Genomic DNA, 14,155 nt, shown 5'->3' on the forward strand with positions numbered 1-14,155 from the left:
CTACTATCTTTTTCTCTTTGATAACTAATTATTAACTTAGTTACATCTTCACTAGATAAATCATCGAATAATATACTATTATTTAATAAATATTCCTTAAAATCAGCAACATCAAAATGTGGCTTTGGTTTTTTAAGAAGTTTATCAGAGAATTCTTTAAGAAGTCCGCTATCAAGCTTAAAAGTGGTTAGTTTATATTAGACCTCTTGCGAAATACTAATTATTCACCATATATATAGAAAGATTGCTTAAGAGATCCATAAAAATGCAAATAAGCTACGCAATATTGTCAAAGAAAGCCAGAATATTTAGAAAACTAACAGGTTTAAAACTAAAACATTTCAATAAAATCTTAACCGATGCCTCAAAATCCTTAGATGAAGGATTTCCAAGGATTGGCAGAAAGCCAAAAGTTGATAATCATGCAGATAGATTATTGTTAGTTTTAATATATTATCGTTGCTATATGACACAAGAATTTTTAGGCTACTTGATAGGATTAGATGAATCAAATGTAAATCGCCTAATTAGACGAGTAGAGTTACTACTAGTTAAAGAAATACATATAAAAAAAGATAGAAGCATGACTAATCAAAAAGTAGAAAGACTTTTAATAGATGCAACAGAACAGCCAATCCAGAGACCTAAGAAATTAAAACGAAGAAAGGCTAACTATTCAGGGAAGAAAAAAAGCCATACACAGAAAGTAGAAATAGCTATCAGTGAAGCAGGTCAAATAGTTAATGTTTCGAAGGTTTATCCAGGCAGTGTTCATGATATAACTGTTCGCAGAAAATCAGATAAATTAGCTCGTGATGTTGATAAATATTGTGACAATGGCTACCAAGGTATTCAAAATGAATCTACTAAAGTAAAACTCCCCTATAAAAAGCCCAAAGGAGGTTCTTTAAGTATAGAGCAGAAGAATTATAATAAATGGCTTAGTAAGATTAGGATTTATGTTGAGCATAAAATTGCAGAAATTAAAAAGTTTCGTATACTGGGTGAAACCTATAGAAGTTTTGGTAAAAAAGCTAATCTTAGGTTTAATTTAGTGGCTGGAATAGTTAATTTACAAAACGGATTCTAAAAAGAAAATACCTACTTAGAAATAAAATGCCTCTGAAGTAGTATTTCGCAAGAGGTCTATTTAAGGTTGTTCATAGATTGGTTTAAGTCTATACTTATTATATTTGCCATTCCCTCTGTGACTATTGATTTACTCATAACAATCCTCCTCTAAATTAATTGATTTAACCTACAGCTAATCTCTATGATTAAAGAATTTAGCCCACTTGTATATTTACTTATACACTATAAAAAATCTTTTGTGAAAATTTAAAATATATGTGATAGACTTAAAATGTAACTATTTTGATTATAGTTTCAGTAGATAAAGTAGACAATAGATTTTACACTAAACATAAGATAATTTTTCAATTATGGTTATTCATTAACTCTATAAAAAGCTGCATACTAGACGAAGCATCTCTAGATCGATTATACACTTATCCATAAGAATAAAGAGCAAATAGATTTATTCTTTCGCTGACAGTCCTTGTAAGAATCTCTCTGCCGAAGAGAAGTCCTCTAACGATTTAGAGTGAAAAACATTAATCTCAACTAGATCCTCAACTGTATCTTTCTCTGATAAATGTGCATCTTTGATCATTTTTACAACAACCTCAGCTCCTTCAAGAGAAGTATTTGGTAACCACAACCATATATCATGCGGTGAAACTTTAGTTAACAAATCGGTCTTGCGTAATATACTTTTTAAAGCTTTGGATATTGCCTCAATATCATTAGTACCTATATAATCAAATATATTAATATGCATCAAAGAAAATTCATATTCAGGATTTCTTTTTTGCATAGAGTATGCCCAATCAACAAAGCTATAAAAAAACTCTGGAATAGTATAATCTATATCGTCATACACAGATATTGGATCTTGTAATATAGTAGTTTTTATATTTTGCTCAGCCTTTGTAGTAAGCACGTATTCAAAAATATTTTGCTTACGCATTTGTTCTAAAAACGTTATCGTACCACAGTCAACACATTCATTAACAACTTCTGGCTCGACAAAAATACTTTCGCATTCTCTACAAGAATAATTATCCGGTTGCTTACTATCAGCACCTACTATAATATCCTCGCTATGGCACTCGGGGCATCTTTTTGAAAATAAAACATGTGAAGATGGACAGTTAGAACAATAGAAAAATGATTTTATGAGCTTTTTAGCTTTAAGGATATTTTGATCCTTAAGCTCCTTTATCCATTCATAATAATCAAACTCATCATCTTGAGAAAACATATCTAAAGTAGGATAGCTATAACATGTATTTCTAGATTTATTCTTATGAGGAATTAAACCTCTAATAGATTTTCGCGTACACAGATATATTAAAAGTCGAGTTTGCCAACCATTTGATATGTCATTAATATTTCGGATAATTTTAATTATATTATCAATCTCATGGTTAATTGTTTCAACAAATTTTATCAGCTCATCAGTAGTTGAAAATTTTTCCATCGTATAGTCTACATATTCGCAGCTATTGCAAAATATAGGTTTTAGATATGTATACACACTTGAGCGTATCTTTTTAATAATCTCGACAACCTCAAAAGCACTCAAATCACTAGCATTATAGTTATAATCAATGACAAAAGCGTCAATATTTTCAAATTCTCTAGAAAAAAAAGCGTTTGTTTTTGAAAATTCTTTGATACTAAATTCACTTAGTTTATCTCGAACTTCCAAGCTTGATGTTTCAAGTATTGCAAGATTTAGATCTCTAGACATTTTTATTCAAAATATAATGTACTATCATAATTTAAAGTTATATTTTTTACAGTTAAATGTAAACTATTATTTAGGCTTAATTAATCTTTATAAAACATAAGATTTTAGATAATTATATCGTTGTACTCAGATACAGATTAGATTTTATTACTGACTACAATTTTAGTCAGATGCTATAACACAATTTCTACCATGTTTTTTTGCAGTATACAGGCAAGTATCAGCTCTTGTATAAATACTATCAGTAGTATCACCTATTATGACTTGTGTGACACCTAAACTTATAGTTATAGTTTGACCTTTGATAGTATCTAAATCTTGTTCAACAATAGTTCTAAGTTTTTCTGCTACGATAACCGCATTATTTAAAGAAGTATTTTTTAAAATTAAAGCGAACTCCTCACCGCCAATCCTAAATGCCGTATCAGTTCCACGAATATTAGATGAGACTAAACTACCAAGTTCTTTAAGTACTTTATCGCCAACAAGATGTCCATAATTATCATTAACTTTCTTGAAGAAATCTATATCAAAGATAATCATAGAAAATGGCATTTCATATCTTTCATATAGTCTTAGATTTTCTTTAATATGATTATTATACGATCTTTTATTATCAAGTTTTGTTAAATCATCTGTATATGTTTGTTTTCTAATGATACTCATGGCATTAAAAAGATCTGTATTATCAACTGTTGTCATTAATAACTGTCTATTATTTGGCATTAAAGCAATTGATGATCTTAGTCTTTTTAGCTTACCTGATTTGGTTATACAAACTCTTTCAAAATCCTCATATATAGATTTTTCAGTTACCTCTTTAAGTACATGTTTATATTCAGCTAAATATTCTTTATCTGTGAAATCAAATGTGCTTTTATCTAATATTTCTTTACTAGAGTATTCTAACATTTCACAATATTTATTATTAACAAACTCATATTTACCATCTAGGCTCAACAAGCTAATCCCACCTAAAGCAGTTTGAAATATAGCTTCTAATTGCTCATTCTGTTCTATAATTATTCTTTGGCTTTCTTTCTGTTGAGTTATGTCTCTAGCTGAAGCATAAAGTAATTCTTGATCTTTAATATTAATAATATTTGCAGTTATAAAAGCAATATATTTAGAACCATCTTTTCTAGTATGTATTCTTTCTATTTCAATAGGTCCTTTTTTAAGTGCTAAGATTATCTGAGCATACTCTTCTTTAGTAATATTTTTATCCCAATCAAAAACACTTAAATCCACCATCTCACTATCAGAATATCCTAAAAGATCTTGGGCTTTTTTACTATACTCAAGAAGTCTACCCTCAAAATCCATAATGAAAACACCATCTGATGCTAATTCCAAGATAGTTTTATACTTTGCCTTTTCTCTTACTAAGAGTTTATTGGCTAAATCTACTTGTGTTGTATTTCTTGCTTTAATAGTTCTTTGAGAAGCAAAAAGATATCTCTTATTATCGATAACAACACCTTTAGCATTTATCTCAACATCTATTAATGAGCCATCTTTTTTTAAATGTTTTGAAGTAAATATCTCTGGATTATCAATTAAATCCAAAATTAAAGAGCTAAGCTGAGTATGAAGAGCAAAAGGATCCCAATCAACTACATTTAAACCTAACATTTCATCTTGGTTATAACCAAGATTATTAGACCTCTTGCGAAATACTACTTCAGAGGCATTTTATTTCTAAGTAGGTATTTTCTTTTTAGAATCCGTTTTGTAAATTAACTATTCCAGCCACTAAATTAAACCTAAGATTAGCTTTTTTACCAAAACTTCTATAGGTTTCACCCAGTATACGAAACTTTTTAATTTCTGCAATTTTATGCTCAACATAAATCCTAATCTTACTAAGCCATTTATTATAATTCTTCTGCTCTATACTTAAAGAACCTCCTTTGGGCTTTTTATAGGGGAGTTTTACTTTAGTAGATTCATTTTGAATACCTTGGTAGCCATTGTCACAATATTTATCAACATCACGAGCTAATTTATCTGATTTTCTGCGAACAGTTATATCATGAACACTGCCTGGATAAACCTTCGAAACATTAACTATTTGACCTGCTTCACTGATAGCTATTTCTACTTTCTGTGTATGGCTTTTTTTCTTCCCTGAATAGTTAGCCTTTCTTCGTTTTAATTTCTTAGGTCTCTGGATTGGCTGTTCTGTTGCATCTATTAAAAGTCTTTCTACTTTTTGATTAGTCATGCTTCTATCTTTTTTTATATGTATTTCTTTAACTAGTAGTAACTCTACTCGTCTAATTAGGCGATTTACATTTGATTCATCTAATCCTATCAAGTAGCCTAAAAATTCTTGTGTCATATAGCAACGATAATATATTAAAACTAACAATAATCTATCTGCATGATTATCAACTTTTGGCTTTCTGCCAATCCTTGGAAATCCTTCATCTAAGGATTTTGAGGCATCGGTTAAGATTTTATTGAAATGTTTTAGTTTTAAACCTGTTAGTTTTCTAAATATTCTGGCTTTCTTTGACAATATTGCGTAGCTTATTTGCATTTTTATGGATCTCTTAAGCAATCTTTCTATATATATGGTGAATAATTAGTATTTCGCAAGAGGTCTATTCATAAAAGACTTACTAAAAAATACAAGATCACCTTTTTGATCGATAATATGGATTCCATCAGGAGTGTTTTCTAATAAATACCTTAACTCTTTCTCTGAAAAATTTAACAAAACTAAACTCTACTAAATTAAATATATCAGCACACTTATACAACTATACTAACAATAATCTATAGCGAATTCTCTATTTTGAGAAAAATTAAAAAAGATTTTCGATATTATCAGTTTCAAAATCATTATATTTATTAAAAATTTCTACTAGTTCAGCAGGAATTTTTGCAGGTCTACCCTTTTGTGCATTTACCATTACCCAAAGGGTATCTGCTTTACACAGAAGAGCTTTATTTGACTTTCTATAAATATGATACTTCCTAAATGTAGAAATCTTTGTGATACTCTCTACCCATGTAACAACCACAATATCATCACCTAAGAACCCTTGAGCTAAATATTCTATTGTATGCTTTTTTGCAAACCATGTTAGACCATTTGCTTCTGTGATATCAAATACACCATTAGCTTTGACATGAGCAATTGCAATATCCTGCATCCATTGCAGATATACAATGTTATTTAGATGATTATTTGGATCTATATGCTCAGGTAAAACTTTTGTTTCATATACAAAACACTTTAATTGATCTTTCATTTTTCACCCAAAAATTCTACTAGATCACTATAGCCACCGATTTGTTTACCATCGATAAAGATTAAAGGTGTAGTTTCTAAGTTATATTTTTGTTTAAAAGCATCTGTTTCAGTTCTAGTTTCTAAAATATGGTCTTCAAAACCCCAGCCTTTTTCTTCAAAAAGGGCTTTCGCCTTTAGACCATACGGACAAGTTTTCTCAGGTGTTACCATGCGATATAAAATTATTTTATTAAATTGTTGAGTCATTGTTTTAAACTCCATAATAATGTAGTGTTGATATTATAAAGTATAGCATTAGTAATCAAATAAAAAAGGAGATAGCTGTGTGTACAAATGTTTTTATAAATAAGAATGAGTATAAAGTAGAAGCTAGATCTATGGATTTCCCAATGAATATAGCTTTTCAAAATTGTATAAGTTATGTAGGTATTGATAATACCATGGACATAGTTATTGATGCTGATAAAATACCTGATTCTCAATTAACTAGTTGGAAGACTCGCTACGGTTTTTTTGGTAGATTAGCCTTTGATAAATGTCTTACAGATGGATTAAACACTCAAGGCTTATCATTTAGTTTCTTATATTTAGATGTTACAAAGCATCCTACTTTTAACCCAGAAGATAAAAGAAAGGTTTTATCTGTCTATTATATAGGTAATTTTTTGCTATCTATGGCAAAAGATGTTCCAGAGGCTCTAAAGCTTATAGCGGAACACCAGTTAGTTGGTGGAGCATTAGAACTCAAGCCTGGAACTTTTGTGAAAAATATCCCTATACATTTTAGTTTAAGGGACTCAAAAGGTAATACTGCAGTTGTAGAGTTTGTTGATGGTGAAGTTAAAGTATACGAAAACAAAGGCAATATTTTAACTAACGCACCTACTTATGATTGGCATTTAGAGAATATCAAAGAATATAAATCTTTATTAGAACCATTTGAAGGTAGCAATAGTCAATTTTCTGATAAAACAATAAACTATAAAGATACTGTTTCAAGTTCTCGTCCTGAGGTTGCTCAATTGATAGGTATGCCTGGAGACTTCAGTGGAGTATCTAGGTTTGTAAGAGCTTACATTCTGTCACAGTTAGTTCCTGAGCCTCAATCAAATAGAGAAGCTTGTTTCCATGCTTCATCAATTATTAATAATGTCGCTGTACCACCATATGAGGTTTCTATGACTTTATGGACTACTATTAAAGATCTAAAAAACCTAATAGTCTCATATAAAGATATTGCAGCATATCAAGGTAATAGCCCTACTGGAGTTTATGCAGCAGGTATTAACGAAGGATATATCAGTTATGATCTAAATGCTATGAATTTTACTGATGTGCCTCCAGAAGCAAACAAGCATATAATCAAGCCTACTCCAAAAGAAAAAGTTATTGAAATTGTTAATATGAGTGATGTAGTTGGCTTAGAAAGACAGTAATATCTATAATAAAATTATTCTTACTCATTATTTCATTCTAATTGGCATGTGATTACAAAACGGCTCTTCTGCTAAATAGCTACCGTGAATATTATAGGCTCTAGCTCTACAACCACCACATATCTTGATAAACTCACATGAGCCACATTTACCCTCATAAGCACTAAAATCACGCATATCGTGCATTACATCACTGTTTTGCCAAATGTCTGCAAATGATTTCTCTTTAACATTTCCCGCGCTTACAGGTAGGTAGCTACATGGATAGACATTACCATCAACATCTAGTAGGCATATACTTTGCCCAGCTATGCAACCTTTACCACCACCAGTACCAAAGCTAAGAGCACGTGAGCAAACCTTTGCATTATCTTCTTTATTACGCTCAAAACGAATACGATAATAATGTGGTGCACAAGTTGGACGTACAAGCATATCTTGCTCATCGGCTTCCATATCATAGTGCCAATTTAAAATATCTTGATAATCATCAACATCTATCAACTCTTGCATAAGCTCTTCGCCACGCCCTGTCGGTACTATCATAAACAAATACCATGCCGTAGCTTCAAGAGTTTTTGCAAGCTTATAAACATCTTTAATCTCATGTTGATTACGCTTGGTAAATGATGAGTTTATCAAAAATGGTATACCATGCTTTTTAAATAATTTCGCAGCATTTACAGTTGCTTCAAACGCACCCTTTTGGCTACGAAAATCATCATGTGTTTGGGCTGTAGCACCATCTATACTTAGAGATACTATACTTACACTTGAGTTTTTGATTTTCTCACAAATTCCATCTGTAACTAATGAACCATTGGTAGCTAAAGCCATACGCAAACCTTTACTCGCTCCATATTCTGCTAGCTCAAAGATATCTGCTCTTAAAAGTGGCTCTCCTCCTGATAATACTAATACGGGATTAGCAAACTCGACTATATTATCAATGATTCTAAAACCTTCTTCGGTAGAAAAATCAGGGTGACCAAGCACCTCACATTCTGAAGATGAACGGCAATGCACGCACTTAAGATTACAACGTCTAGTTGTCTCCCATGCCATCCATTTAAGTTGGTGTTTCACAATACTTATCCAAATAGACAATCTAAATTTATTAGTATTAATTATAACAAATATCTAATTAAACCAGTATTACTAAAATAAGATCTACAAATGTATAAATCACTTAGGTATTATATAAATAAATTTTAAATACTGATCTTATAAAAAATGAAATTAAAGAAAATATTTTTAGTTACTGCATTAGCTGTTTGTTGTATTAGTTTAAATAGTTGTATATTAAAATTACCGTTTCAGATTGTTGGTGATGTAATTGATGACGTTACACCTTTTTAATAACTGTCAAATCAATACATATAACTTTTATTTTGTTCTTATACTCCTCTTGTATACCTTTTTCTAACTTATTAAACATATATTGTTTATTTTTGCGCTTTTCTCCAAAATAAAAAATTAAATAAATTCCATATTCAACTTTATCTTCTAAATAAAGTTTTATTAGTTGATTATTTATTGACTCATAAAGTTTACGATGCTTATCTTTTTTGCATTCAATTTGAACTTCATACTCAATATTAGACTTATACTTTATATTAAGGTCTGCCCTATTATCTGCTTCGAGCTTTTCAGAAGTACACAAGATATCAATATACTTATCAGATAATCTTCTCAAGATAACATCTCGGCATCTATCTTCATCTTTTGGTGAGTATACTTTTTTTGAAGTCTCTTTTGGCTCATTATAAAAGTCTAATTTATCATTATTTCTATTCGACTCTATTTCATTTTTTAAATTCTCTAACCTGTAGCAAGTTTCCTCAAAAAAATCTCTATAATCGACTATTTTATTTTCTAGAATTAGACCTTTAACAACTTCAACTTCATACTTATGGTTTTTAAAACTAATCTGCCTATTCTCTTGTATCCGTTGATATATCTTATCTCCCCAGATATCTTTATTTATATATGGTAGTTCTAATAATTGACTTAACTCCATATAAGATAAACAAGGAAACAAGTTATTTGCTAAAAATAGAAATAAATCATATTCCTTAGTTATATAATTATTCAGGGTACCAAAATCTTTTTCTGAAACAAATTGCTTCATAATAAAGCTAACTAGTCTAATTTTATCCATACACTGAAAAAGCTTATGGTTTTTCATCAAAATCTCTTTGAGATAACAAGCATCATCCAGATCAAAATTAACTTCTGCATTTTTAATAAGTTTTTCTATAGCTTTTGCTTCTTTTAAGTTACTAATACTTATAAATTCAGAAAAATCTTGCTCACTAACACATAACTTATTAGCATATTTATATAAAAATTGTTTTGCTAATTCATTTTGTAATGATTCTTTATTATCAGCACTTATACCTACAAATAGTTTTAAATCTTCAATATTATCTTTATCTAAATACTTCCCAAAAAAAGATTTTATCTCTGGAAAATATTCATCAATTATAATACCTACTGTCTCATTAAGTGTTTTTATTGCAAATTCAATATCATTCTCTATATATTCAAGAAAACTATCAGTGCTAATCTTATAATATTTGTATCTTAAAGCATTTATATATAAATACTTTTTTATATCTTTAGGTATTTTACTTAAATTATCTTCATTAAGGTAGGTAGAGACAAAACATATATTTGAAATATACCTTCTTTTATCTAAGAAATCTTCCTTAACTATGCTTTCAATAGTAAGATGTGAAACACCTTTAGTATAGATAAAATTTTGCAATAAGTTATTTAATCTACGTTTAACATCAAAAGGCAGTTTTTGTAACTTATTATTTTCAAATAAGAACAAATTTGCTATATAATACATAAATTGCAAATTCTTATATAAATCATCATCAGATCTGATAGAAATATAGTTTATAAAACCATCAATTTCTTTACGCTCAGCCAATGTCCAAGCATCAGACTGTTGTTTTTGTTTAAGTTTATCTTCTTCTCTTATTTGTTTTCTTACTTTTATTTTTTCTTCTAACCAATCTTTTAAATCATGTTCCTCAGCTTTGGTTATAATCTTATTAAGATTACTATCATTAGAATAAGGAAGAGTATTGATTAAGAGCTCTTTCTTTATATTCTCAGTGTATTCCTTATCAACTGTTAATAAAAAGACTTTTAATTTATCTATGTTCTCATCATAGAAAAAATAATTATCAAAATTAAAGAAATAGTATCTTCCATCTCTATCTGGAGGTGATGATAAAATATCTTCGACATATTTTTCAAAGAAAAATTCAAATAGATTTTCGACTATTTTCTGTTGCGAAATATTAAGTCTATAAGTAGGAATATTAATATTTGCTAACCTATTATCATTTTTATAAAATAACTCTCTTACTTTTTTAAAAGTTTGATACGCTTTTTCATTACTAATTTGATTATCGCAATAAGCTAATATAATGTTTACTAGAAACCTTTCAATTAATTTTTCTATATTATTGTCTATATACTTATTAGATGTTGTAATATTTTGTCCTAAAGAAGCAATTATTTCTTCTTGTTTTACTATATCTAATTCATCAAACTCAATAAAATATATAGTTATATAGCTATCTGTATAGTTATAGGATGAAATTATTTTTCCTATTTCATTTCCTCTTAGCTCGTCATGCAACAAAGATATATACTGTTCTTTTATATGATTATTTTTGTCAGCGATATTTCCTTTACTTACTTTATCAAGAATAAAATCTAAAGTTGTTTTATCATCTTTAAATAAAGTCATAAAACAAGTTATAAAATGCTCATTTATAGAGTTATTTTTAATAGATGATATTATATATTTTTTAGTCGCAGCCTCTCCTTTAGTTAGAATATTTACTATAAACATTGGATAATTATTATTTAGATCTTTAGTTTTATCAAATTCATCAATAAGGAAGTTTTCAATTTCTGTGGAATATAAAGCTTTCTCTTGACTAAGAGTATCAATATCTGAAGTTTCATTCCTCAAATTATATCTAAAATAAGGATTCTTTTTTGACTCTTCCTTAACTTGTAGAATAAACCCCTTTCTTTCCTCTAATTTTGGTATATCTCCATATATTAACTGCTCATAAGCATTTATCTTTTCAAAATCATATTTGTTATTAAGAGTTCTTATCCATGCGTATGTACCTTTAAGCTTTGGAATAGCAACTTTATCTTTTATAAAATATGACTGTATTCTTCTAAAGTTAAGCTTTTCACTATCAAGAGCTTTTAAGATGAATTTTGCTAAAATAAATTCTGCAATAGGTCTATGTATAAAAGTTCTATCACTAAAAAGCCTAGTTTTTATTACTTTATCTATTATTTCTCTCTCGTAACTATCACAAGCTATAATTTTCAGGCTCTTATCATTAAATTCTCTCATATCTGAAAAAATATAAAAAAAGGCAAGGTAGCCTAAATACCTATATAATTTATCCTCTTCTTTTAACATATATTTTTTATATAAAACATTAGATTCATCAGACGCTAAAGAAATAAACTCTCTAAATAGAGTTTGTTTATCCTTTATATCTTTTTTATCGTTTTTCCATAGCTCTAAAATCATAGAAAACATCTGTGGATTTGCTAGAAATTTATTGTCTACAGTTTCAATAAAACTATCTTCAATTCCGTATTTAAAAGCTAATTCTTTTTGTTGCCTATAGTTTAATGGTTCAATAGTATAAATTTTTGGAGTTTTATAGTTCTCGTTCAATTCATCTTCTAATTCTTTAGTCCACTCAGTTTCTCTACAGGTGAGTACTATTTTTACTGACTTATTTAGAAACTTTTTTAGTTGAGCAAAAAATTTATAACAATTATCATTAAGTAAAAACTCATCAAGTCCATCTAATAACAAAACCTCTGTTTCATCATCAAGCACTAGGTTTTTAATACCTGCAACTATTTTAAAAAATTGTACTTTAGGATTAGATTTCTCATATTTCTTTAATGGTTGGGTTTTACCACTTCCAGGAGAACCTAAAATAACAGAAAAGTCATTACTTATAATGCTTTTTAATCTTAAGATTTGTCCAGTTTCTCTATCTTTATAATTTAAATCAATAATGACATTATTATTTAACATTATTCAAAACCTCACAAACCTCCTCAGCAACTCTACTAGGAAATATGCCAATATAGCCACCTAGCTTTTTAGCTAGATTATCTCCCCCTAAACCGTGAATATATACAGCTAATCTACTTGCCGATAGAGTATCTAAACCTTGAGCTAAAAATGCGCCTATAATCCCAGATAATACATCTCCTTGCCCTGCTACTGCCATACCTTGATTGCCTGTAGTATTTATATAGATCTTATCATCTTTACAAATTAGGCTTCCAGCTCCTTTTAGTACGACTGTAGCATTATATTTTTTAGCTATAGCTCTAACTGCTGCAAATCTATCTTCTTGAATTTCGTTTGTGGTACAACCAAGTAATCTTGCAGCCTCTGCAGGATGTGGAGTTATTATTTTATTTTCTAAATTTATAAATTTTTCTCTAATTTGCTGATTTGTTGCAATTATATTTAGAGCATCTGCATCAAAAATTGCTGGTTGAGTTAGATTATCAATTATTAACTCTAAAACTTGTTGAGAGTCATCTGTTGTATTAAAGCCAACCCCAACCACCAAAGCTGAGAAAGTATTTAGATTTTTAGGAATATTTTCCAAAGATTTTATCATTAGCTCAGGTGTAGACATATCAGCACGAAAGTTTTTATCCAAAGATATCATTGAGATCTTACCACAACCACTATATAGCGAGCTTTTACCAGCTAATTGCAAAGCACCATTCATGCCAACATTACCACCAATTATAGCTAGATTGCCATAAGTACCTTTATTGGTATTTTTCTTTTTCCTAAGGATATTGTCTAAATTTATATTTTGAATATCGCTTTTATAAATTTGATATTCTGATTGAGTAATCTTGATATTTTCACTGTTAATTAGCTCTTTAACAATTACTTTACCAGCATAATCTAGACCATCGCCAGTATGCAAACCTTGTTTATCTGCTAAAAATGTAATTGTTTCATTAGCTTGGATTGCCTCACCATATACTTTGGCATTAAAAGCACCTAAACCACTCGGTACATCTATTGCTAAGGTATATTTTGAATTTTCATTTATAGTTTTAACGAGCTCTAAAACATCTGCTTGTAAATCTCTATCCAACCCTATACCGAATATTCCATCGATTACGATATCATAATCACATATTGAACCTATTTGATTATTTTTAGAAGATTCCGGATCTGAGTCCGGAATGACATTTTTGTTTTGTTTTAAAGAGCTAATAGGATTTTTAAACTTTGAAAACTCTTCATAATAGTACTGATTATCCTTATTTCCCTTAGCAAAAACTCTATAAACATCAACATTATAGCCTTTATTTAAGAGCTTAATCGCAGCTGCAATACCATCACTACCATTATTACCTGAGCCTACGATTACTAGTATTTTATTTTGTTGATCGAATTTTGCGCAAATAAGCTTAACTATCTCATCAGAGGCATTCTCAATCAGGTTTAAACCTTGAGAAATAGCATATTCTTCAATTTGACGATTTTGTTCTTCAGTAAGAAAAGTCATATCTATAGACCTAAAAGCT

Annotated in this window: 12 protein-coding genes; 3 read left to right on the plus strand and 9 right to left on the minus strand. The window is 29.2% G+C overall.

Features of this window, described 5'->3' with window-relative positions; genetic code table 11:
* The first annotated feature begins 265 nt into the window (after positions 1-265).
* Positions 266-1,090, plus strand: coding sequence for a transposase family protein (locus F7310_RS06050; protein ID WP_072711046.1), 825 nt, complete (start codon positions 266-268; stop codon positions 1,088-1,090).
* A 447-nt stretch (positions 1,091-1,537) separates the two neighbouring features.
* On the opposite strand, the gene F7310_RS06055 is transcribed toward F7310_RS06050, so the two are convergent.
* The 6 genes from F7310_RS06055 to F7310_RS06075 form a co-directional block, all read right to left on the minus strand.
* The gene (locus F7310_RS06055; protein WP_072712519.1) at positions 1,538-2,815 is read right to left on the minus strand and encodes a TackOD1 domain-containing metal-binding protein; all 1,278 of its coding nucleotides are present in this window, start codon (positions 2,813-2,815) and stop codon (positions 1,538-1,540) included.
* Between the two features lie 162 nt (positions 2,816-2,977).
* Positions 2,978-4,450: a sensor domain-containing diguanylate cyclase gene (locus tag F7310_RS06060; RefSeq protein WP_072712520.1), complete on the minus strand. Its 1,473-nt coding sequence runs from the start codon at positions 4,448-4,450 to the stop codon at positions 2,978-2,980.
* Between the two features lie 85 nt (positions 4,451-4,535).
* A complete protein-coding gene (locus F7310_RS06065) occupies positions 4,536-5,360 on the minus strand; it encodes a transposase family protein (protein WP_072711046.1) in 825 nt (274 codons plus the stop codon).
* A 45-nt stretch (positions 5,361-5,405) separates the two neighbouring features.
* Positions 5,406-5,540: a PAS domain-containing protein gene (locus tag F7310_RS10795; protein WP_257786348.1), complete on the minus strand. Its 135-nt coding sequence runs from the start codon at positions 5,538-5,540 to the stop codon at positions 5,406-5,408.
* An 88-nt stretch (positions 5,541-5,628) separates the two neighbouring features.
* On the minus strand, positions 5,629-6,078 hold the full coding sequence (locus F7310_RS06070) for an acyl-CoA thioesterase (RefSeq protein WP_072712522.1): 450 nt from the start codon (positions 6,076-6,078) through the stop codon (positions 5,629-5,631).
* A complete protein-coding gene (locus F7310_RS06075) occupies positions 6,075-6,326 on the minus strand; it encodes a glutaredoxin domain-containing protein (RefSeq protein ID WP_072712523.1) in 252 nt (83 codons plus the stop codon). The genes F7310_RS06070 and F7310_RS06075 overlap by 4 nt, the downstream gene beginning before the upstream one ends.
* 77 nt (positions 6,327-6,403) lie before the next feature.
* Between F7310_RS06075 and F7310_RS06080 the strand changes: the two genes are divergently transcribed.
* Positions 6,404-7,516 (plus strand): linear amide C-N hydrolase, encoded by a 1,113-nt coding sequence (locus F7310_RS06080; protein WP_072712525.1) that lies wholly within the window; start codon positions 6,404-6,406, stop codon positions 7,514-7,516.
* Positions 7,517-7,543: 27 nt separating this feature from the next.
* Here the strand turns inward: F7310_RS06080 and F7310_RS06085 are convergent, their stop codons facing one another.
* On the minus strand, positions 7,544-8,602 hold the full coding sequence (locus tag F7310_RS06085; RefSeq protein WP_072712527.1) for a radical SAM/SPASM domain-containing protein: 1,059 nt from the start codon (positions 8,600-8,602) through the stop codon (positions 7,544-7,546).
* A gap of 147 nt (positions 8,603-8,749) precedes the next feature.
* Between F7310_RS06085 and F7310_RS10800 the strand changes: the two genes are divergently transcribed.
* The gene (locus F7310_RS10800; RefSeq protein WP_257786349.1) at positions 8,750-8,875 is read left to right on the plus strand and encodes a hypothetical protein; all 126 of its coding nucleotides are present in this window, start codon (positions 8,750-8,752) and stop codon (positions 8,873-8,875) included.
* Here the strand turns inward: F7310_RS10800 and F7310_RS06090 are convergent.
* Both F7310_RS06090 and F7310_RS06095 read right to left on the minus strand, forming a co-directional pair.
* On the minus strand, positions 8,862-12,623 hold the full coding sequence (locus F7310_RS06090; protein WP_072712529.1) for an NACHT domain-containing protein: 3,762 nt from the start codon (positions 12,621-12,623) through the stop codon (positions 8,862-8,864). The two genes, F7310_RS10800 and F7310_RS06090, sit on opposite strands and share 14 nt — an antisense overlap.
* Complete coding sequence (locus F7310_RS06095; protein WP_072712530.1) at positions 12,613-14,136, minus strand: bifunctional ADP-dependent NAD(P)H-hydrate dehydratase/NAD(P)H-hydrate epimerase; 1,524 nt, start codon at positions 14,134-14,136, stop codon at positions 12,613-12,615. Before F7310_RS06095 ends, F7310_RS06090 begins: the two co-directional genes overlap by 11 nt.
* Positions 14,137-14,155 lie beyond the last annotated feature (19 nt).

This window comes from Francisella uliginis, from assembly GCF_001895265.1.
In the GTDB taxonomy this organism is placed as follows: domain Bacteria; phylum Pseudomonadota; class Gammaproteobacteria; order Francisellales; family Francisellaceae; genus Francisella; species Francisella uliginis.